Source organism: Cellulomonas chitinilytica, assembly GCF_016862675.1.
GTDB classification, from domain to species: domain Bacteria; phylum Actinomycetota; class Actinomycetes; order Actinomycetales; family Cellulomonadaceae; genus Cellulomonas; species Cellulomonas chitinilytica.
Genome location: NZ_BONK01000015.1, coordinates 55,460 through 75,531, shown reverse-complemented (window position 1 = coordinate 75,531; position 20,072 = coordinate 55,460). Strand labels below are relative to the sequence as shown.

At 75.1% G+C, this 20,072-nt stretch carries 17 protein-coding genes; 9 read left to right on the top strand and 8 right to left on the bottom strand.

All coding sequences use genetic code 11. The annotated features are described in order from the left end of the window. Positions 1-88 precede the first annotated feature (88 nt). Positions 89-1,564, bottom strand: coding sequence for a C40 family peptidase (locus Cch01nite_RS18955; RefSeq protein ID WP_203758055.1), 1,476 nt, complete (start codon positions 1,562-1,564; stop codon positions 89-91). A gap of 581 nt (positions 1,565-2,145) precedes the next feature. Between Cch01nite_RS18955 and Cch01nite_RS18950 the strand changes: the two genes are divergently transcribed. From Cch01nite_RS18950 to Cch01nite_RS18940, 3 genes are read left to right on the top strand one after another with little or no spacing between them, the layout of a single operon-like run. Next, a complete protein-coding gene (locus Cch01nite_RS18950) occupies positions 2,146-3,465 on the top strand; it encodes a bifunctional o-acetylhomoserine/o-acetylserine sulfhydrylase (protein ID WP_203758054.1) in 1,320 nt (439 codons plus the stop codon). Positions 3,466-3,470: 5 nt separating this feature from the next. Then, positions 3,471-4,850 carry a homoserine O-acetyltransferase MetX gene (metX, locus tag Cch01nite_RS18945; protein WP_239071058.1) on the top strand — a complete coding sequence of 460 codons (1,380 nt, stop codon included), beginning with the start codon at positions 3,471-3,473 and terminating at the stop codon, positions 4,848-4,850. 21 nt (positions 4,851-4,871) lie between these two features. Next, the gene (locus tag Cch01nite_RS18940) at positions 4,872-5,600 is read left to right on the top strand and encodes a maleylpyruvate isomerase N-terminal domain-containing protein (RefSeq protein WP_203758053.1); all 729 of its coding nucleotides are present in this window, start codon (positions 4,872-4,874) and stop codon (positions 5,598-5,600) included. 92 nt (positions 5,601-5,692) lie between these two features. Here Cch01nite_RS18940 and Cch01nite_RS18935 read toward each other — a convergent pair whose 3' ends face one another. Both Cch01nite_RS18935 and Cch01nite_RS18930 read right to left on the bottom strand, forming a co-directional pair. Beyond that, positions 5,693-6,058: a type II toxin-antitoxin system VapC family toxin gene (locus Cch01nite_RS18935; RefSeq protein ID WP_203758052.1), complete on the bottom strand. Its 366-nt coding sequence runs from the start codon at positions 6,056-6,058 to the stop codon at positions 5,693-5,695. Then, positions 6,055-6,276 carry an AbrB/MazE/SpoVT family DNA-binding domain-containing protein gene (locus Cch01nite_RS18930; RefSeq protein ID WP_275407235.1) on the bottom strand — a complete coding sequence of 74 codons (222 nt, stop codon included), beginning with the start codon at positions 6,274-6,276 and terminating at the stop codon, positions 6,055-6,057. The genes Cch01nite_RS18935 and Cch01nite_RS18930 overlap by 4 nt, the downstream gene beginning before the upstream one ends. 116 nt (positions 6,277-6,392) lie before the next feature. On the opposite strand from Cch01nite_RS18930, the gene Cch01nite_RS18925 reads away from it, so the two are divergent. From Cch01nite_RS18925 to Cch01nite_RS18915, 3 genes are all read left to right on the top strand, one after another. Next, on the top strand, positions 6,393-8,066 hold the full coding sequence (locus Cch01nite_RS18925; protein ID WP_203758050.1) for a cation:proton antiporter domain-containing protein: 1,674 nt from the start codon (positions 6,393-6,395) through the stop codon (positions 8,064-8,066). 68 nt (positions 8,067-8,134) lie between these two features. Then, entirely contained in the window at positions 8,135-9,052 is a 918-nt protein-coding gene (locus Cch01nite_RS18920; RefSeq protein WP_203758049.1) for a S1C family serine protease, read from the top strand. A 129-nt stretch (positions 9,053-9,181) separates the two neighbouring features. Next, the gene (locus Cch01nite_RS18915) at positions 9,182-10,795 is read left to right on the top strand and encodes a tetratricopeptide repeat-containing diguanylate cyclase (protein WP_203758048.1); all 1,614 of its coding nucleotides are present in this window, start codon (positions 9,182-9,184) and stop codon (positions 10,793-10,795) included. Between the two features lie 16 nt (positions 10,796-10,811). Here Cch01nite_RS18915 and Cch01nite_RS18910 read toward each other — a convergent pair whose 3' ends face one another. Further along, positions 10,812-11,492 carry a DUF5995 family protein gene (locus Cch01nite_RS18910; RefSeq protein ID WP_203758047.1) on the bottom strand — a complete coding sequence of 227 codons (681 nt, stop codon included), beginning with the start codon at positions 11,490-11,492 and terminating at the stop codon, positions 10,812-10,814. Between the two features lie 125 nt (positions 11,493-11,617). Between Cch01nite_RS18910 and Cch01nite_RS18905 the strand changes: the two genes are divergently transcribed. Continuing rightward, the gene (locus tag Cch01nite_RS18905) at positions 11,618-12,577 is read left to right on the top strand and encodes a zinc-binding dehydrogenase (RefSeq protein ID WP_203758046.1); all 960 of its coding nucleotides are present in this window, start codon (positions 11,618-11,620) and stop codon (positions 12,575-12,577) included. A 61-nt stretch (positions 12,578-12,638) separates the two neighbouring features. After that, the gene (locus Cch01nite_RS18900) at positions 12,639-13,697 is read left to right on the top strand and encodes an alpha/beta hydrolase (RefSeq protein WP_239071041.1); all 1,059 of its coding nucleotides are present in this window, start codon (positions 12,639-12,641) and stop codon (positions 13,695-13,697) included. Positions 13,698-13,754: 57 nt separating this feature from the next. Here the strand turns inward: Cch01nite_RS18900 and Cch01nite_RS18895 are convergent, their stop codons facing one another. Next, positions 13,755-15,317, bottom strand: coding sequence for a restriction system modified-DNA reader domain-containing protein (locus Cch01nite_RS18895; protein WP_203758045.1), 1,563 nt, complete (start codon positions 15,315-15,317; stop codon positions 13,755-13,757). A 194-nt stretch (positions 15,318-15,511) separates the two neighbouring features. Next, complete coding sequence (locus Cch01nite_RS18890; protein WP_203758044.1) at positions 15,512-15,811, bottom strand: MTH1187 family thiamine-binding protein; 300 nt, start codon at positions 15,809-15,811, stop codon at positions 15,512-15,514. Positions 15,812-15,937: 126 nt separating this feature from the next. Here Cch01nite_RS18890 and Cch01nite_RS18885 point away from each other — a divergent pair, with 126 nt between their 5' ends. After that, entirely contained in the window at positions 15,938-16,435 is a 498-nt protein-coding gene (locus Cch01nite_RS18885; RefSeq protein ID WP_203758043.1) for a DUF6174 domain-containing protein, read from the top strand. Here the strand turns inward: Cch01nite_RS18885 and Cch01nite_RS18880 are convergent. Next, positions 16,417-19,398, bottom strand: coding sequence for an FAD-binding and (Fe-S)-binding domain-containing protein (locus Cch01nite_RS18880; RefSeq protein WP_444542250.1), 2,982 nt, complete (start codon positions 19,396-19,398; stop codon positions 16,417-16,419). The two genes, Cch01nite_RS18885 and Cch01nite_RS18880, sit on opposite strands and share 19 nt — an antisense overlap. 208 nt (positions 19,399-19,606) lie before the next feature. Next, positions 19,607-20,044, bottom strand: a complete 438-nt coding sequence (locus tag Cch01nite_RS18875) for an OsmC family peroxiredoxin (protein ID WP_203758042.1) — start codon at positions 20,042-20,044, stop codon at positions 19,607-19,609. Positions 20,045-20,072: the final 28 nt, after the last annotated feature.

Below are 20,072 nucleotides of genomic sequence, written 5' to 3'. Positions count from 1 at the left end.
GACGAAGGCCGCCGCCCCCCAGCCCGGGAGCGGCGGCCTTCGTGCTTGCATCCCTGCTGTCGCCAGGGGGGCTCGTCAGGGTCTGTCGTCAGGGGCGGCCGGCGTAGGGCATGACGCTGCCCCAGCGCATCGACGTGATGCGGACCGGCTTGCCCTCGCTCGGGGCCTCGAGGATCTGCCCGTTCCCGGCCCACATGGCCACGTGGTAGATCGCGTCGGCGTCGTTCGGGTTGGTCGACCAGAAGAGCAGGTCGCCGACGCGCAGGTCGCTGTAGCTGATCTTGAGGACCTGCTTGTACTGGTCGCGGGACGTGCGGTTGAGGTTGACGCCCGCCGCGCGCCACGCCTGCATCGTCAGGCCGGAGCAGTCGTAGGCGTCCGGGCCGGTGGCGCCCCAGCCGTACATGATGCCGAGCTTCGTGCGCGCCCAGTCGAGCGCCGCCTGGCCCTGGCCGGCGCTGCCGCGCGACGAGCCGGTGCCGAGGCCGGGGGCCGTGGCGGGCGGGGTGGTCGGGGCGGGCGTCGAGGTGGAGCCGCCGCCGGTGGAGCCGCCGCCCGTCGAGCCACCGCCCGTCGAGCCGCCGGCGCTGCCGCCCGTCGAGCCGCCCGCGCTGCCGCCCGTCGAGCCGCCCGTGCTGCCGCCCGTCGAACCTCCGGTCGAGCCACCGGTCGAGCCGCCCGTCGAACCGCCGCTCGCCGGCGGGGTCGCGGGCTTCGGCTTCGCGGCGAGCGCGGCGGCCTTCGCGGCGGCCTCGGCGCGGGCGCGGTTGTCCGCCTCGATCTGCGCCTGGCGGGCGGCCTCGACCTCGGCGCTCGTCTGCCGGGCGGCGGCGAGCTGGGCGATGAGCTGGTCGCGCTCGGCGGCACCCGCGGCGAGGGCCTCGTCGCTGGCCTGCTGGGTCTGCTTGGCGGTCGTGAGGGCGTCCTCGGCCGTCTGGCGGGCGGCCGCGGCGGTGTCGGACGCCGCCTCGGCGCGCTCGGAGAACGTGGCGGCGACGAGCTGGGCGGCCCGGTAGCCCTGGACGGCCTCGTCGGCCTTGCCGGTGATGTGCTCGAGGGCCGAGCTGCGGCGGGCGACGTCCTCGAACCCGTCGGCGGACAGCACGGCCTGCAGTCCCTCGGTCGAGCCGCCGGACCGGGCCATCTCGCGGGCCATCGCGACGAGCGTCTGCCGGGCGGCCTCGGCGTTGGCGTCGGCCTGGGTGGACCGCTCGGCGGCCTGCTGGGCGGCGGCCGCGGCGGCGTCGGCGTCGGCGAGGGCCTGCGTGTACGCCTCGCCGGCCTGCTGGACGGCGAGCTCGGCGGCGTCGGCCTGCGCGCTGAGCTGCGCGAGCCGGATCTCCATCTCGGCCACGGAGCTCGCGGCGCGGGTCACGGCGCGCTGGGCGTCGCGGACGTCCTTGTCGGAGGGGCTCGACGGGCTGGCGTACGACGGGGCGGCGGCGGCTCCGCCGGCGAGCACCGCGACGGTGAGGACGGCGACCGCGGGGCGGCCGAGGTGGCGCAGCACGGAGCGCCGACGGAGCCCGTCGGCCGTGCGTGCGGCAGCGCTGCGGTGCGTCATCCGGTGGGCCCTCCCCGACCCTGGGAGCGCCATGTGGGGGCCGCTCCGTTCGCGACGCTATCCGCATGTTTCCCAGAAGTGAACACCAGTCACACCCGTCACACGAGTCACACCGGTGTGGTTTGGGAGGAACCGGACGGGATCGGCGACAGATCACCCGTTTGCGCGTCCGACGTGCGCAGACGCGGACCGCGCAGCCGCGGTGCGGCCCTGCGCGCACCCGTGGCGGACGGGCCCACGAGGAGCGTCCGCACGGGCGCGCCGCACGAGGCCGTCCGCGCGGCGGGGCCGTCCGTGCCCGCGCGCCGCGCGACCCGCCATGGACGAGCGCCGTCCACATCTTGAGACATGCGTTTCACCAGGAGGGACGGTCTGCCTACTCTCATCGACATGTCCCGTCGAATGTGTCGCTGACCAGCGCACGCTCGGCTGTGCCCGCGGCCGGTCGCCTCGACGGTGACCTCCCGCCCGAGCCCCGGCTCGATCCGTGCGCCACTCCCTATCCCTCCGCGGGACGGACGTCGGCTGCCCGAGCTCCCCGCGGATCCCTCCACCCGAGAACCACCGCTGAGGAGCACACCGTGAGCAACGAGAGCTGGAGCTTCGAGACCCGCCAGATCCACGCCGGTCAGACCCCCGACCCGGCGACGGGCGCCCGAGCCCTGCCGATCTACCAGACGACGTCGTACGTCTTCGACTCCGCCAAGCAGGCCGCCGACCGGTTCGCGCTCAAGGAGCTCGGCCCGATCTACACGCGCATCGGCAACCCGACCACGGAGGTCGTCGAGAACCGCATCGCGAACCTCGAGGGCGGCGTCGGCGCGCTCGTCGTCGCGTCCGGCCAGGCGGCCGAGACGTTCGCGATCCTCAACATCGCGGAGGCGGGCGACCACATCGTCGCGAGCCCGTCGCTCTACGGCGGCACGTACAACCTGCTGCACTACACGCTGCCGAAGCTGGGCATCGAGACGACGTTCGTCACGGACCCGCACGACGCGCAGGCATGGAAGGACGCGATCCGCCCGAACACCAAGCTGTTCTTCGCGGAGACCATCCCGAACCCGAAGTCCGACATCCTCGACATCGAGCTCGTCGCGGGCGTCGCGCACGACTACGGCGTGCCGCTCGTCGTCGACAACACGGTCGCGACGCCGTACCTCATCAACCCGCTGCAGTGGGGCGCCGACGTCGTCGTGCACTCCGCCACCAAGTACCTCGGCGGCCACGGCTCGGCGATCGGCGGCGTGATCGTCGACGGCGGCACGTTCGACTACGCGCAGTACCCCGAGCGGTTCCCGAACTACAACACCCCCGACCCGTCGTACAACGGGCTCGTGTTCGCCCGGGACCTCGGCGTCGGCGGCCTGTTCGGCGTCAACCTGTCGTTCATCCTCAAGGCCCGCGTGCAGCTCCTGCGCGACCTCGGCTCGTCCATCTCGCCGTTCAACGCCTTCCTCATCGCGCAGGGCATCGAGACGCTGTCGCTGCGCGTGGAGCGGCACGTCGAGAACGCGCAGAAGGTCGCCGAGTGGCTGGAGGCGCGCGACGACGTGAGGTCGGTGCACTACGCCGGCCTCGAGTCGAGCCCGTGGCACGCCGCCCAGGTCAAGTACGCGCCGCGCGGTGCGGGCGCGGTGCTCGCGTTCGAGATCGACGGCGGCACCGAGGCCGGTCAGGCGTTCGTGTCGGCCCTCGAGCTGCACTCCAACGTCGCGAACATCGGCGACGTGCGCTCGCTCGTCATCCACCCGGCCTCGACCACGCACAGCCAGCTCACGCCCGAGGAGCAGGCCCTGTCCGGCGTCACGCCGGGCCTCGTGCGGCTCGCGGTCGGCATCGAGCACATCGACGACATCCTCGCGGACCTCGACGCCGGGTTCCGCGCCGCGAAGGGCGCCTGACCCGCATGACGCCACCGCCGTCCTCGTCGCGCCCGGACCCCGACCCGTCGCAGGGTCGGGGACGGCCCGACGAGGACGGCGCGGCCGTCCCGCCCGGTGAGATCACACCGGGCGAACCCACCACCCCGCCCGGGACACCCCGCGCCCGGCCCGTAGATTGGGGTCTCGTGCCCGACGAGACGTTCACGTTCGCCCCCCACCGGGCCCACGCCCGCACGCTGTCGAGCCGCGTCCCGCTCCCCGAGCGGCCCCCGGTGCCCGCGTCCGCCGCGTGGCGCCAGGGCGACCCCGTGGGTCGTCGCCAGTTCGCGGACCTCGGTCCGTTCGCGCTCGAGTCGGGCGGCCGGCTGCCGGCGGTGCGGCTCGCGTACGAGACGTGGGGGACGCTCAACGAGGACGGCACGAACGCGGTGCTCGTCCTGCACGCGCTCACCGGCGACTCGCACGTCACCGGCGACGCCGGACCGGGCCACCCGACCGCCGGCTGGTGGTCGTCCATGGTCGGACCGGGTGCGCCGATCGACACCGAGGAGTGGTTCGTCGTCGCGCCGAACGTGCTCGGCGGCTGTCAGGGCTCCACCGGCCCGTCGTCGCCCGCCCCCGACGGCCGCCCGTGGGGCGGCCGCTTCCCGCTGCTCACCGTCCGCGACCAGGTCGCCGCCGAGATCCGCCTAGCGGACCTGCTCGGCATCGACTCGTGGGCCCTCGTCATCGGCGCGTCGATGGGCGGCCTGCGCGTCCTCGAGTGGGCGGCGTCCGCCCCGGAGCGCGTCGAGGCCATCGCCGCGATCGCGACGGCCGCGCAGACGTCCGGCGACCAGATCGCCGGCTTCCACACCCAGCTCGCCGCGATCGCGGCCGACCCCGGCTACCGCGGCGGCGACTACTACGACGCGACCGACGGCGACGGCCCGCACAACGGCCTCGGCCTCGCCCGGCAGATCGCGCACCAGACGTACCGCAGCGCGTTCGAGCTCGACGAGCGGTTCGGCCGCATCCCGCAGGGCGGCGAGGACCCGCTCGAGGGCGGCCGGTTCGCGGTGCAGTCGTACCTCGACCACCACGGCGACAAGCTCACCCGGCGGTTCGACGCGAACACGTACGTGGCGCTGACGCGCACGATGATCACGCACGACCTCGGCCGCGACCGCGGCGGCGTCAGCGCGGCCCTCGCGCAGATCACGGCCCGCGCGCTCGTCGTCGCCGTCGACTCCGACCGGCTGTTCCCACCCGCGCAGTCCGAGCGGATCGCCGCCGGCATCCCCGGCGCCGGCCCGGTCCGGACCATCCACTCGGACTACGGCCACGACGGCTTCCTCATCGAGGAGGACCAGGTGGGCCGCTTCGTCTCCGAGTTCCTCGCGGAAGGCGCCCGGCGCCCCTGACGCCTGCGGCACGATGGGCGGATGTCGACCACCGTGAGCGTCCCCGACGCCTCCGCCGCCCTGCACACCCAGTGGTCCCGCCTGCGCACGTGGGTCGGTGACGTGGTCGACGACGAGGTCGGCGGGTCCCCGTCGGTGCTCGACGGCTGGACGGTCACCGAGCTCGTCGCGCACCTCGGCCGGGCCATGGACGCGCTCGCGGTGTGCGTCCCGCTGCCGCCCGAGACCGTGCCCCTGACGCTCGGCGAGTACGTCGGCCAGTACGCGGGCCGCGCGCAGGACATCGCGCAGACCACCCGCGACCTCGCGGCCGAGATCGCCGGCGACCCGCTCCGCCAGGTCGACGCCCGGGCGGCCGCCGCGTTCGCGAAGCTCGACGAGCTCGGCCCCGGCGACCTCGTCGTGCAGGCCCGCCGCGGGCCCGTGCTGCTCAGCACCATGACCGTGTCGCGCGTCATCGAGCTCGTCGTGCACGCCGACGACCTGGCCCGCTCCGTCCGCCGGGCGCGCGGCACCGGCGCCGGCCCCGACCCGGTCGACCCGGGTGCGCTGACGCTCGTCGCGCAGGTGCTGCTCGACGTCGTCGTCGCCCGTGGCGGCTGGAGCCTGGAGGTCGCGGACGCCCGCACGTGGGTGCGGCTCGCCGCCGGGCGGGTGCCGTACGACGTCGACGTGCTCGCCGAGGCGCTGCACCCGCAGTACACGTCCGACGCCGTCCCGGACCTGGGGCGGATGCTGCCGGTGCTCTGACCTCCCGGCGCGCTCGGACGAGTCCCGCCAGCCGCTCTCCTGGATCAGCGAACGTGACCCGTCGATGCCGCGATCCTTGCCGTCCAGGTGCGCTACCGGATCTGGCTGATGTTCCCGTCGGATGCCCACGCGGTGTCTGCGGTCCAGACGGTCCCGCCGAGCCTCGCGCCGAGCGCGAGGCAGAACCGGTCGGCGAGCGAGAGGCCCTCGCCACGACGCCACCGCGTTGCCGCCCACTCGGCGTCGTCGGCCGTGGCGTCGACGACCTGGAGCCCGTAGCTGAGCAGGAGCGCCCGGGCGACCTGCCAGTCCCCGCCCGCCGCCGTGACCTTCTGCGCGACCTCCGACCAGTTCACGGCGGAGCAACGGGCCTGCGACGAGAGCTCGCCTTCGACGACGTCGGCACCAGCCTCGCCCTGCAGGAACGCCAGCAGCGCGGACGCGTCGAGGACGCTCACGCGGCGTCTTCGCCGGCGGCTGCGCGGCGCCGGTCGTCGAGCAGCTGGGCGACGAGGTCCGCGCCCTCGAGCTGGCGGCGTACATGGTCGCGCGCCTGGTCCCGGGTCATCACCACCAGACCGGACGGCGTGTCGATGATGATCAGCGCGGAGCCTTCGCCGAGACCGGCGCGCTGACGCAGCTCGGCGGGCACGACCAACCGCCCCCGATCTCCCATCACGACCGTGTATGTCCCACTCACCCGACGAGCGTACGTCGCGGTTCGCCACGGTGGGAAGACGCCGCAGCAGGCAAGATGGACCCCACCATCCGGCCCGCGCGAGAGGACCCCGCATGGCAGCAGCAGCCCTGTACCTCGGGGCCGCCCTCGTCGGAGGGCTCCTCGCGGTGCTGCTGCGCCTGCCGCCGCTCGTGGGGTTCCTCGCCGCCGGGTTCGCGCTCGGCGCGGGCGGCGCACCCGAGCTCCCCTACCTCGACGCGATCGCGAACCTCGGCGTGGTCCTGCTGCTCTTCGCGATCGGGCTGAAGCTCGACGTCCGGACGCTGCTGCGGCGCGAGATCTGGCTGACCACCGCGGTGCACCTGGCGCTGAGCGTCGCGATCGCGGTCGGGTTCCTCGGGCTGCTCGCCGTGATCGGGTTCGGGTACGTCGCGGGCGAGTCGTGGGGGGCGCTCGCGCTGGTCGGCTTCGCGCTGTCGTTCTCGTCGACCGTCTTCGTCGTCAAGGTCCTCGACGACCGCTCCGACACCACGTCGCTGTACGGGCGCATCGCCGTCGGCGTGCTCGTCATGCAGGACGTCGCCGCCGTCGTCTTCCTGTCCTTCGCGAGCGGTGAGCCGCCGAGCCCGTGGGCCCTGCTGCTCGTGCTGCTCCTGCCGGGCTCGTGGGTGCTGCACCGGGTCTGGGACCGGGTCGGCCACGGCGAGCTGCAGGCGCTGTTCGGGGTGTTCGTCGCGGTCGTGCTCGGGTTCGGCCTGTTCGAGCTCGTCGGCATCGACGGCGACGTGGGCGCGCTCGTCGTCGGTGCGCTGCTCGCGTCCCACCCGCAGGCCGGTGAGCTGTCGCGGTCCCTCATGACGTTCAAGGACCTCATGCTGGTCGCGTTCTTCGTGCAGATCGGGCTGCACGGCACACCGGACGCCGTCGAGGTCGCGCTGGCGGCGCTGCTCCTGCTCCTGCTGCCGTTCCAGGTCGCGGCGTACTCGGTCGTCCTGTGGATGATGCGGCTGCGGCGCCGCACCTCGTTCCTCGCGGGCCTCGTGCTGGCGAACTTCTCCGAGTTCGGGATCATCGTGGTCGCCGTCGGGGCGAGCGCCGCGCTGCTCGACGAGCAGTGGGTGGTCATCACGTCCCTCGCCGTCGCGTTCAGCTTCGGCCTGTCGGCGATCGTGAACCGGCGGGGCGTCGAGCTCGCGTCCCGCCTGTCGCGGCTGCTCCCCGCGCGGGACAAGGACCGGCTGCACCCCGACGACCGGCTCGTCGACATCGGGGACGCCGACGCGGTCGTGCTCGGCCTCGGCCGGGTCGGTGCCGCGACGTACGCACGGCTGCGCGACGAGTACGGGCTGTCCGTCGTCGGCGTGGAGCACGACCGCACGCGCGTCGCGACGCTCGAGGAGGAGGGCTACGAGGTGGTGCGGGCCGACGCGACCGACCTGGAGTTCTGGAACCGGGTGCAGCGGGCCGGCCGCGTCAAGGTCGCCGTCCTCGCGATGCCGTTCCACAAGGCCAACCTCATCGCGCTCGCGCGGCTCCAGGCGGCCGGCTTCACCGGCAAGGTCGCCGCCGTCGCCCGGTACGACGACGACGTCGCCGAGCTGCAGCGCAAGGGCGCCGACGCCGTGTTCCACCTGTACGGGTCGGCCGGGTTCGCGCTCGCCGACCACGCCGCCGAGGTGCTGATGCGCGGCCGCGGTGGGACGCCGGAGCAGCACCACCCCCCGGCCCGCCCGGACGACGGGCTGGACGTGCTCGAGCCGCTGGACCGCCGGGCCGAGCCGGCGTAGCGACCCGGCTGCTCGGCCCACAGCGAACGGCGGCATCGCCCGGCCGTCGCCGCACGCTGTAGCAGGGCATGGACGACGACGAGGCGCTCGACGCCTACTCGCGCACCGTCTCGGGGGTGGCCGCCGCGGTGCTGCCGAGCGTCGCGAGTCTCACGGTCGCGACGAGCCGCGGCACGGGCGCGGGCAGCGCCAGCGTCATCACCTCCGAGGGGCACCTGCTGACGAGCGCGCACGTGGTCACCGGTGCGCGGTCCGTCGAGGCGGCGTTCCTCGACGGGACGGTGGTGCGGGCGGACGTCGTGGGCACCGACCCCCTGTCCGACCTCGCCGTGCTGCACGCCCGGGACGACGTCCCCGCGCCCCTTCCCCTCGGCGACGCCGCGGGGCTGCGCGTCGGCCAGCTCGTCATCGCGCTCGGCAACCCGCTCGGCCTCGCCGGCAGCGTGACCGCGGGCATCGTCTCCGCGCTCGGCCGGTCGCTGCCCACCGCGTCGGGACGCGTGGTCGACGAGGTCATCCAGACGGACGCCGCCCTCAACCCCGGCAACAGCGGCGGGGTGCTGGCCGACGGAGCCGGGCGGATGGTCGGCGTGAACACGGCGCTCGCCGGGATCGGGGTCGGCCTCGCGGTGCCCGTCAACGCGTCGACCCGGCACATCGTGGACGCCCTCATGCACCACGGCCGGGTGCGCCGGGCCTGGCTCGGCATCGCCGGGACCCAGGTGACCCTCGCCCCGGAGGTGGCCGCCCGGATGGGCTCACGCACGGGGCTGCAGGTCGTCGAGGTGTCCCCGGGGAGCGCCGCGGCGGTCGCCGGGCTGCGGCGCGGCGACATCGTCGTCTCCCTGGACGGCAACCGCGTCGTCACCGCGACGGCCGTCCAGCGGCTCATGGTCGAGGACGCCATCGACCGGCGGATCGAGATCACCGTGTGGCGCAACGGCGCCCTCGTCGACGTCCTCGCCTGGCCCCGCGAGCTGACGTAGGTCCGGCCGGCCGCCGCGCACCCCGCGGTGCCGCGACGCAGTCGTGTGACGCTCGACGCAAACGCTCATCGTCGCCCGTCCCGCGCCGATCTCTCTCGGCTGACGACCCGATCGGAGGGAACCCGGACCATGCTCGGCTCAGTGCTCGAGTCGCGTGAGCGGACACCTGCTGCGCTGCTGGTGGACGCCGAGTCCGCGCTGGTCGCCTCCGACGTCGACACGGCGAAGGGGCTGGCCGCCCAGGCCGTCGCGATCGCGGAGGCCGCCGGGGACGCCGTCATGCACGCGCGCGCGATCACCGTGCTCGCCCGGGTCCTGTACGTCCGCCACGACATCGCCGAGGCCATGTCGTGCGTGCTCACCGCGATCGACCTGAGCACGGCGATGGACGACCTGCCGACCTTGGCCAAGGCCCACCACGTGGCGGCGCGGATCCTCGTCGACACCGGCGACACGACCGGTGGCCTGGAGGAGGGCGTCGCGGCGATGGAGGCCGCGGACTCCTGCGGCGACCTCGAGGCGATCTCCGCAGCCGCCCGCGCGATGTGCAACGTGTACGCCGCCCTGCGCCAGTGGGAGCGCGCCCTCACGTTCGCCGAGCGCTACCACGAGGCCACCCGCCTGCTCGGCGACCCGACGTCCGAGTGCTCCGCCATCGACACCGTGTCGTTCTGCTACGGCGGGATGGCCAGCGAGGCCGCCGAACGCGGCGACCACGAGCAGGCCGCCGAGCTGCACGAGCACACCGTCGTGCTCTCCCGCTGGGCCATGCTGATGGCCCGGGAGGCGGGTGCGCGCCGCACCGAGGCCACCGCCGTCGCGAACCTCGCCGAGTCGCTCGCGGACTGCGGCCGCCCGCAGGAGGGCCTGGACCTGCTGGACAGCTGGCCCGCGGACCCGACGCGCGACACCGTGCCGACCATCGGCCACCACCGGCAGACCCGCGGGATCATCCTGCTCGCCCTGGGACGGCGGGAGGAGGCGGCCGAGCTGCTGCGGCTCAGCATCGCCGAGGCCCCGACCCGTTCGCACGAGATCAACGCGCGCAGGGCGCTCGCGAGCCTCCTGGAGGACACCGGCGACCTGTCCGGCGCGCTGACGCACTACAAGCGGATGCTCGCCCTGCTCAGCGACCAGGCGTCGGAGCGGGCGCAGCTGGCCGCGGGGGTCGCCGCGGTCCGGCTCGAGACGGCCCAGGCGCAGGCGCGGGCCCTCGCGCTCGCGAACGAGGCCGCCGACCTGCACGAGAACTCCGAGAAGCTGCGGCGCCAGGCCATGGAGGACCCGCTGACGGGCCTGCCGAACCGTCGCCGCCTCGACGAGCTGCTCGCGTCCGACCTGACGACGAGCTCCGTGGTGATCCTCGACGTGGACCACTTCAAGCGTGTCAACGACGACCACTCCCACCTGGTCGGAGACTCCGTGCTGCGCGTGCTGGCCGGTCTGATGCGCGGCAGCTGCCGCCAGGGCGACACCGTCGCCCGCTTCGGCGGTGAGGAGTTCGCCATGGTGATGCGCGGCGTCTCCCGCGAGGGTGCGATCGCGCTGGCCGAGCGGACCCGCCAGGCCGTCGAGGGCTACGACTGGGCGTCCCTCGCCCCCGGCATCGCCGTCACCGCGAGCTTCGGCGCCGCGCTCGGCACGGAGGCGACGACGAGCATCGAGCTGCTCGCGCTGGCGGACAGCCGCCTGCGGGCGGCGAAGGCCGCCGGACGCAACCGGGTCGTCGGGCCCCCCGCCTGACGCCGGCGGCCGGCGTTCACACAACCGTGAGCAGCTGACGACCCACGAGGCCCACGGTCCGGGCGAGGGTGTCCCGGGCGGCCGCCGCGAGGAACGGCACGTCCCGCACCTGCCACAGCAGCAGCGCGGACACCCACGCGGCGTCGCGGGCCTTGTCGATCGAGAAGCTCGACACGAGGTCGGCGACCGGCGACAGCGGGGCCCCGACCTGCACCACGTGCGCGTCGAGGAACGACTGCCGGATCGGCCGCACGACCTCCGCGAGAACCCCGTTCACCTGCTCGAAGTCGGCGTGCACCGTCCGGTCGTCGGGTGCCACGCCACGGGCCGCGCACGTCGCGACGAGGGCCAGCGCGAGGTCGTGGTTGATGTGCGCGTTCATCCCCGCGAGCGCGAACTGGATCGGCAGGACGCCGGGCGTCGCACGACGTTCGACGAGCGGCGCCCACGCCCGGGACACCCGCCGGTGCGCGGCGACGTCCCGCGGGACGTCGAGGAACAGCCCGGCGAACCGCACGTCGAGGTCCTCGACGAACGCCGGGTCGTGGAACGTCGCGTCCGTGACCCGTTCCCCGACCAGCACCGTGACCGTCCGGTACAGGTCGAGGAACACTCCCAGCCCGTCCTTCGGCGGCCAGTCGTCGCGCCACCCGTCCATCGTCGCGACCACCTGCCCGATCGCGGCCGACCCGCCCATCCGCCACCGTCCCTCGTCGTCGTGACCACCAGGAGACCGCCGCGCGCTGCCACGGACACGGCGACGCGCCCGACGCGCGGACCTTCTGCCCGGCGGCGGCACCGACCGCTGACTACGGTGGCCGGGTGATCGCCGCCTACGCCGCCGGTTTCTCGCCCTCCGACCCGTTGTCCGGCCTGGTGGTCGGCGACCGCCCCGCGCCCGAGCCGCGCGAGCACTGGTCGGTGGTCGACGTCCGGGCGGCCGCCCTGAACCACCACGACCTGTGGACCCTGCGCGGGGTGGGCCTGCGGGCCGAGCAGCTGCCGATGATCCTCGGCACGGACGCCGCCGGCGTCACGGCGGACGGCCGCGAGGTCGTCGTGCACGGCGTCATCGGCGGTGCGAGCGGGCACGGCGTCGGGCCCGACGAGCCCCGGTCGCTGCTGTCCGAGCGCTACCCCGGGACCCTCGCGGAGCAGGTCGCGGTGCCGACGTGGAACCTCGTCGACAAGCCGGCCGGGCTGTCGTTCGTCGAGGCCGCGTGCCTGCCGACGGCGTGGCTCACCGCCTACCGGATGCTGTTCACGACCGGCCGCGCGACGCCCGGCCAGCGGGTGCTCGTGCAGGGGGCGGGTGGCGGGCTCGCGACGGCGGCCGTGCTGCTCGGCGCCGCCGCGGGGCTCGAGATGGTCGTGACCGGCCGCGACGAGGCCCGCCGGGAGCACGCCCTGCGGCTCGGCGCCGCGCAGGCCGTCGAGCCCGGCACCCGCGTCGCACCCGTCGACCTCGTCCTCGAGAGCGTCGGCAAGGCCACCTGGACGCACTCGGTCCGGTCGGTGCGGCCGGGCGGCACGATCGCGCTCGCCGGCCTCACGTCGGGCGACCCGGCACCCGCCGAGCTGACGAAGGTGTTCTTCCAGGAGATCAGCATCGTCGGCACCACGATGGGCTCCCGCGACGACCTCGTGCACCTGCTCGCGTTCCTCGCCCGCACGGGCGTCCGCCCGCTCGTCGACTCGACCTTCCCGCTGACCGGCGCCCGCGACGGGCTCGCCCGGCTGGCCGACGGCGCCCAGTTCGGCAAGGTCGTGCTGGAGGTCTGACGGCCGCACCTCACCCGCTCCCCGTCTGGCCGCGCGCCACCCCGACGGGCATGGTGAGCACATGTCGCTGATGTCCCACCACCGGGCGGCAGCGGCCCCCGCCGTGCCACGGGGCGCCGCCGGCTCGCACGGCACCGTGACGGCCCCCGGCCCGGCCGCGCCACCGGGGACCTGGGTGCCCGACGTGCTGGGCGACGACTACGAGGTCCTCACGCTCCCCCTGCGGCCCGACGACGAGGGCGACGTCGTCGCCAGCCTGGTCCGGTACGCGCCGCCGACGGACGAGCCGGTCCGCCCGTCCCGCGCCGTGCTCTACCTGCACGGCTGGTCCGACTACTTCTTCCAGCGCGGGCTCGCCGAGCACTGGCACGGCGGCGGCGTCGCGTTCTACGCGCTCGACCTGCGCAAGTACGGCCGCAGCCTGCGCCCGCACCAGACGCCCGGGTACACGGACGACCTGCGCGTCTACGACGAGGACCTCGAGGCCGCCCTCGACGTCGTCCGCGCGGAGATCGGCACGCACGGCCGCATCACCGTCATGGGCCACTCGACCGGCGGGCTCGTCGCCGCCCTGTGGGCCGACCGCAACCCCGGGGTGCTGTCCGGACTCGTGCTCAACAGCCCATGGCTGGAGCTGCAGGGGTCGTCGGTGCTGCGGCACCTCAGCGGCCCCGCCGTGAGCCGCCTGGCGAGGTTCGGACCGAAGGCTCCCCTGCCGAACATCGACCCCGGGTACTACGCCCGCACCCTGGCCGACGGCGAGTGGGACTACGACCCGGCGTGGCGGCCCGTCCCCTCGTTCCCCGTCCGGGCCGGCTGGCTCCGCGCGGTCATGACAGGGCACGCGCACGTCGCCCGCGGCCTGCACATCACGGCACCGATCCTCACGCTCGCGTCCAGCCGCACGGTGATCAGCCCGCGGTGGAACGAGGACATGCGGCACGCCGACGTGGTCCTCGACGTGGAGCTCGTCGCCCGCCGCGCCGTGCAGCTCGGCACGCACGTGACCGTCGTCCGCATCCCCGACGGCCTGCACGACCTGTCCCTGTCACCCCCACCGGTCCGGGGCCGGTTCTACGCGGAGATCGACCGGTGGGTCGCCGCGTACGGCTGGACCTGACTGGTCCGCGGAGGGCGGGTCGGCACGGCCGGGTCGGCGCGGCCGGGCCGCGGCGGGTCAGTGAGGGTCGACCCCTGAGGCCTCGGCCAGGGTCGGGCCGCCGTCGCCGAGCCGCCACGCGCGCCACCCGTCGAGCGTGCTCTCCGAGTCCGCCGCCGACGTCGCCGCGGCGTCCGGGTCCGCGAAGATCCGCCCGTTCGAGAGCTGCAGCAGGCCGTCCGGCCGCAGGGTCGCGACGAAGCGCTGACCGCGCCGCTCCCGCAGCCAGACGAGCGTGGTGACCGCCCGGCGGCTCTTCGCGAGCGCCGCGAGCTCGGGCAGCGGCACGAGCCCCTCGGGCTTCGTCGGCGGCTGCTTCGGGTCCGTCACGCGCGCACGTGTGCCCGTGCCCGCCGGGGGCGTCGCGGCCGGGCCCTCCGAGCCGGGCGACGCGACGAACGGTCGCGGCCCGCCCGGGCCCACGAGGTCGTCGGCCTGGCCGGGCCGGGGTCGCACGCGGTCGTCGGCAGCCGCCCGCAGGCCGGCGATCGGGGTGAGCGTCGCGGGGGCCGGGCGGAACGTCGCCGAGGACGGTCGGGCGGTCGACTTCGACGGCGGGGTCCGGGACGCACCCGGTGCGGGTGCCGGGGGCAGCGTGACGACGGGCGGCAGCCCGGCCGGGTCCGTCGTGGGGCCGTCGGTCGCGGTCGGGGTCACCGTCCACGGGCTGCGCGGCGCAGTCGTCTCGTCGGTCGTCGCCGTGCCGTCCTCGGAGCGCTCCTCGTCGTCGGAGCCGGCACCAGGGTCCGTCCCGGTGCCCGTGCCGAGGGCGCCGAACGGGATCGGGGTCGGCTCGGTCGCCGACGAGCGGCGCGCCAGCGGCGTCGGCGCAGGCGGCGTCGACCGGGCCTGCGGCGGCGTCACGGCCCGCAGCTCGCCCGTGAGGGCCTTGCGGGGGTTCGTCGTCGGCAGGTGCGTGTCCCGCTCGGGCGCGTACGCCATCGCGGTCGCGAACGCCTCGCTGGACCGGACCAGCCGCAGCGCCGTGGGCTCGACGGGACGGCGGACGCCCTCGTGGGTCGCCAGCGGCGAGACGTCGATGAGGCGGCGGTCGTCGACCCCGCGGACCACACCGACCTGCAGCACGTCGACGTGCCGGCCGGGACCTCGCAGGAAACCGAGCGTGTCACCGGCCTCGGCGGCCACCTCGGAGCACAGCACGATGAGCCGCACGCCGTCGCGGCGGCTCGTCTGCGTGCCGAACGCGACCTGCTCGCGGAAGCCCGCGTAGTCGACCGCGAACCGGCCGGGGTCCACGTGGTACGCCCGGGCCAGGTCGGTCGCGGTCAGCCGTGACGCGGAACCGGCGTGCCGGAGGGCGGTGACGATCGCGTCGTCGTCCACGACCTGCACGACCTCGACGACGACCGCCCGGCCCGTCGCGTCGAGCGCGAGGAGCTCCGGGAGGTCGGCGTGGTCCGGTGCACCGGTGCGGAACCGCACCGCGAACAGCGGCTCGCCGGCGACCGCCGCCAGGTGGTGCGTCAGGAGCGCGGCGCACTCCTGCGCGAACGATCCGGCCAGGGGCTGCATCGGCTGGACGAGGCGGGGGCGACCCTCGTCGAGCTCGAAGATGGGCATCGTTCCCGGCCTTCCTGGGCGCGCGCCCGTCCCGGCACGTCCCTCGTTGGTCGCTCGCGTGCCCCCCGTCCGGACACGTCTCGCGACCACAGGGTCCCACAGCACGCCAAGCACGTCAGCCCGTCGTTCGGGTGGTGCCTCAGGCAATCTCTCACACCGGACGGTCGCCCGGCGTGAGCCGGCGTGGTCCGCCGTCAGGCGTCGTCGGCGAGCGCGGCCTCGACGCGCTCCACCTTGCCGGTGAGCTCGCCCGTGCGGCCCGGACGGATGTCGGCCTTGAGGACGAGGCTGACGCGGTGACCGTCCCGGCCGACCGCCTCGGTCGCCCGCTTCACGACGTCCATCACCTCGTCCCACTCCCCCTCGATCGTGGTGAACATGGCGTCGGTGCGGTTCGGGAGGCCGGACTCGCGGACGATGCGGACGGCGTCCGCGACGGCCTGCGTGACGGACTCCCCGGTACCGAGCGGGGCGACGGAGAAGGCGACGAGCATCCGTCCATGCTGGTCGCGGGGCCGGGCGATGTCCAACGGCGTCCACCGGCGCCGTGACCAGGTCGTCGCCGGATCGTGACCCGGACCGCACCCGGCCGCCCCGGGGGCGGCCCTAGAGTCACGGACGTGCGAGGACGGCCGGCGCAGCACCCGCGGACAACGGCGTCCCGGGCGCTCGCGCTCGCCGTCCTCGTGGCCGGCCTCCTCGGCGGCTGCGCGTCGATGCCCGGCTCGGCGGTCGACCCCGACGTCGCCGCGTCGGCGTCCGCCGCCTGGGCCGCGCACGGGTCCGACGACTACGCGTTCACGCTGACCGCGGAGTGCGGCGAACGGCTCCTGTGGGGGACGTACCGGGTGACCGTGACCGGCGGCACGATCACGGACGTCGTCGGGCTCGACGAGACCGCCGTGCGGATCGTCGGCGAAGGGCACGACCTCGCCGAGGAGATCCCGACGCTGTCCGAGCTGCAGGCCCGCGTCCTCGACACGGACGCGGACGACGTCGCCGAGGTCTCGTTCGACCCCGCGACCGGCTACCCGGCGTCCGTGCTGTTCGACCCGATGCCCCAGGGCACCGACGACGAGGAGTGCTACGTCGTCACGGACTACGCGCCGACCGGCTGATCCCGGCCGGCGCGCAGCCGGGAGGCCAGCAGCTCCGCGAGGTGGATCCCCTGGACGCCCGCGAGCTGGTCGGCCTGCGTGCGGCACGAGTACCCGTCGGCCAGGTAGACGTCGCCGGGGGCGGCGGCGCGCAGCGCGGGCAGCAGCTGGTTCTCGGCGACGGCCACGGACACCTCGTAGTGGCCCTTCTCCATGCCGAAGTTGCCGGCCAGGCCGCAGCAGCCCGCGAGCGCCGAGAACGTCGCGCCCGCCTCCGTGAGGAGCGTGCGGTCGGCGGTCCACGTCATCACCGAGTAGTGGTGGCAGTGCGGCTGGACCACGGCGGTGACGTCGGACAGGTCCGGGACCTGCCAGCGGTCCCCGGGGCCGATCGGGGCCGGGGCGGTGAGCAGCTCGGCGAGCGTGCGGGTCTCGCGGGCGACCGCGACGGCGCGGGGGTCGTCGGGCAGCAGGTCGAGCAGGTCCGAGCGGAGCACCGCGGTGCAGGACGGCTCGAGGCCGACGATCGGGATGCCGTTGACGGCGAACGGGCCGAGCACGTCGAGCAGGTGGCTGAGCTGGTGGCGGGCGCCGTCGAGCTGGCCCGTGCTGATCCAGGTGAGGCCGCAGCACGCGTCGTGGTCGGGCACGAGGACCTCGTAGCCGGCGGCGCGCAGCACCTGGACGGCGGCCTGCGGGACGGTCGGCGAGAGGGTGTCGCTGAACGAGTCGGTCCAGAGCAGCACGCGCGGCTTCGCACCGGGGGCGCCGGACGAGCCGGCCGGCGACCCGGACCCCGCGCGAGCCGCCGCCCGGCCGGAGGTCCGCGTGACCTGCCCGGCCCCGTCGCGCCGCACCCACGTGCGGAACGGCTGCGTGGCGAACGTGACCATCTGCCGCCGGGTGTCGATCCCGGCCGACGCGAGGACGGCCTTGGCGACCGGCCGCACGCGCAGCGTCGCGTTGACGAGCGCCGCGAGGCCCGGCAGGGACGTCACCAGACGGGTCCACCGGGGCAGCCAGCCGAGCGCGTAGTGCGTCACCGGACGCAGCCGGCGGCGGTATGTACGGTGCAGCACCTCGGACTTGTACTGCGCCATGTCGACGCCTGCGGGGCAGTCCGACGAGCACGCCTTGCAGGACAGGCACAGGTCGAGCGCCTCGTGCACCTCGGGCGAGGACCAGCCGCGCGAGACGAGCGTCCCGTTGGCCATCTCCTGCAGCACGCGGGCCCGGCCGCGGGTCGAGTCCTTCTCGTCCTTCGTCGCGAGGTACGACGGGCACATGAACCCGCCGGCGGCGGTGGTGTCCGCCCGGCACTTGCCGACGCCGACGCAGCGGTGCACGGCGGTGGTGAGGTCGCCCGCGTCGTGCTGGAAGGCGAACCCGGTGGTCGCGAGCAGGGGCCGGGCGTGCGGGCGGCGCAGGTCCACGTCGAGCGGGCGGGGCCGCACGAGCACCCCGGGGTTGAGCAGGTCGTGCGGGTCGAGCAGGTCCTTGAACGCCTCGAACAGGCCGATCGCCCGCTCGCTGTACATCACGGGCAGCAGCTCCGAGCGGGCCCGGCCGTCGCCGTGCTCGCCCGACAGCGAGCCGCCGTGGGACGCGACGAGGTGCGCGGCGTCCGTCATGAAGGCGCGCAGCGGGTCGCCCGACCGCTCCATCGGCACGTCGAGCCGCAGGTGCACGCACCCGTCGCCGAAGTGCCCGTACGCGAGCCCGTCGACGCCGTGGTCGGCCATGAGCGCCTCGAGCTCGCGCAGGTAGGCACCGAGCCGCTCGGGCGGGACGGCCGAGTCCTCGAACCCCGGCCAGGCCTGCTCGCCGGAGGGCGTACGGCCGCCGAGGCCCGCGCCGTCCTCCCGGATCCGCCACATCGCCGCCGCCTGCGGCCCGGGCGGGAACACCCCCACGGCCGTCGTGCGCGCGTCCGCCGCCAGCGCCCGGGCCCGGTCCATCGCCTCGTCGAGGGAGTCGCCGCCCACCTCGACCATGAGCCACCCGGCCCCCTCGGGCAGCGGCGGCACGGCCGCGGCACCGCGCACGCGGCGGACCACGTCGACGAGCCGCGAGTCCATGCCCTCGATCGCCAGCGGCGCGTGCGCGAGCAGCGCCGGGACGGCGTCGGCGGCCGTCGGCATGTCCGGGTAGCCGAGCACGACGAGCACGGGCGCCGCGCTCACGGGCACGAGCCGGACGGTCGCGCCGAGCAGCGTGCCGACCGTGCCCTCGGTGCCGACGAGCGCCTTCGCGAGGTCGACGCCCTTCTCGGGCAGCAGGTGCTCGAGCGAGTAGCCGGACACCTGACGACCGAACCGGCCGAGCTCGGTGCGGATCACGTCGAGGTGCGAGCGGACCAGCGCGTCGAGGCCCGGCACCGCGTCGAGCGACCCGTGCCCGGCCGTGAACCGGCGGCCGGTGCCGTCGACGACGTCGAGCTCCAGCACGTTGTCGGCCGTCCGCCCGTACGCGACCGCCCGGGGGCCGCACGCGTTGTTGCCGATCATGCCGCCGAGCGTCGCGCGGGCCTGCGTCGACGGGTCCGGGCCGAACCGCAGGCCGTGCGGGGCCGCGGCCTTCTGCAGGGCCGCCATCACGACCCCGGGCTCGATGCGCGCGGTCCGGGCCTCGGGGTCGATCTCGAGGATGCGGTTCACGTGGCGGCTGAAGTCGAGGACCACGCCCGTGCCGACCGCGTTGCCCGCGACCGACGTGCCGCCGCCGCGGGCCGTCAGCGGGACCCCGAGCTCGCGGGTCACCGAGAGCGCCGCGAGCACGTCGTCCGGGTCCTGCGGGAACGCCACGACCTGCGGGACCACGCGGTAGTTCGACGCGTCCGTCGAGTACTCGGCGCGCCGGCGCCTCGAGTCGTCGACGGCGCCGCGCATCGCGGAGCGCAGGGCCGTCACGACGTCGGCGGCGGGCACGTCGCTCGCGGGCGGGCGTCCGGCGGGCGAGGCGGCGGTGTCGGTCGGGGCAACCACGGGTGCAGTCTCGCACCGCCCGGCGCCAGGTCCGCCCGTCGCCCCGCGTCGTGGACACCTGCCCGCCACCGGCGCGGCCTCCGGGCCCGCTGAAGACCTCGCCGCACGTGGCGCGACGAAGTCTTCAGCGGAAGGCCGGTCCGGGCGGCGCGCGGCGGTCGGCTCGCGCGGGACCGTTGGCTCGCGCGGCTCCGCGCCCGGTCGCCCGTCAGGCCAGGGCGGCGTCCAGGGTGATCTCCGTGCCCGTGAGCGCCTTGCTGACCGGGCAGGTCGCCTTGGCGGCGGCCGCCGCCTGCGCGAACCCGTCGGCGTCGAGGCCCTCGACCGCACCACGGACCGTGAGCGCGATCCCCGAGATCCGGAACCCGCCGGCCGGGTCGGGCCGCAGGGTGACGTCGGCCTTCACGTCGAGCGACACCGGGGTGCCGCCCGCCTCGGCGATGACCGCCGAGAGCTGCATCGCGAAGCACGACGAGTGCGCCGCGGCGATGAGCTCCTCGGGGCTCGTGGTGCCGCCGGCCTCCTCGGCCGCGCGCTTCGGGAAGGACACCTCGTACGAGCCGGCGCCCGAGCTGACGAGGTCGACCGTGCCGCTGCCCTCCTGCAGGGTCCCGGTCCAGGCGGTGTGTGCGGTGCGCGTGGGCATGCGTGCTCCTCGAGTCGCAGTCGGAGGG

Excerpts from the sequence above, each read along its gene's own strand:
- Cch01nite_RS18955 (WP_203758055.1), bottom strand. The coding sequence starts at position 1,564 with ATGACGCACCGCAGCGCTGCCGCACGCACGGCCGACGGGCTCCGTCGG.
- metX (WP_239071058.1), top strand. The coding sequence starts at position 3,471 with ATGACGCCACCGCCGTCCTCGTCGCGCCCGGACCCCGACCCGTCGCAG.
- Cch01nite_RS18940 (WP_203758053.1), top strand. The coding sequence starts at position 4,872 with ATGTCGACCACCGTGAGCGTCCCCGACGCCTCCGCCGCCCTGCACACC.
- Cch01nite_RS18930 (WP_275407235.1), bottom strand. The coding sequence starts at position 6,276 with ATGGGAGATCGGGGGCGGTTGGTCGTGCCCGCCGAGCTGCGTCAGCGC.
- Cch01nite_RS18925 (WP_203758050.1), top strand. The coding sequence starts at position 6,393 with ATGGCAGCAGCAGCCCTGTACCTCGGGGCCGCCCTCGTCGGAGGGCTC.
- Cch01nite_RS18920 (WP_203758049.1), top strand. The coding sequence starts at position 8,135 with ATGGACGACGACGAGGCGCTCGACGCCTACTCGCGCACCGTCTCGGGG.
- Cch01nite_RS18915 (WP_203758048.1), top strand. The coding sequence starts at position 9,182 with ATGCTCGGCTCAGTGCTCGAGTCGCGTGAGCGGACACCTGCTGCGCTG.
- Cch01nite_RS18910 (WP_203758047.1), bottom strand. The coding sequence starts at position 11,492 with ATGGGCGGGTCGGCCGCGATCGGGCAGGTGGTCGCGACGATGGACGGG.
- Cch01nite_RS18900 (WP_239071041.1), top strand. The coding sequence starts at position 12,639 with ATGTCGCTGATGTCCCACCACCGGGCGGCAGCGGCCCCCGCCGTGCCA.
- Cch01nite_RS18895 (WP_203758045.1), bottom strand. The coding sequence starts at position 15,317 with ATGCCCATCTTCGAGCTCGACGAGGGTCGCCCCCGCCTCGTCCAGCCG.
- Cch01nite_RS18890 (WP_203758044.1), bottom strand. The coding sequence starts at position 15,811 with ATGCTCGTCGCCTTCTCCGTCGCCCCGCTCGGTACCGGGGAGTCCGTC.
- Cch01nite_RS18875 (WP_203758042.1), bottom strand. The coding sequence starts at position 20,044 with ATGCCCACGCGCACCGCACACACCGCCTGGACCGGGACCCTGCAGGAG.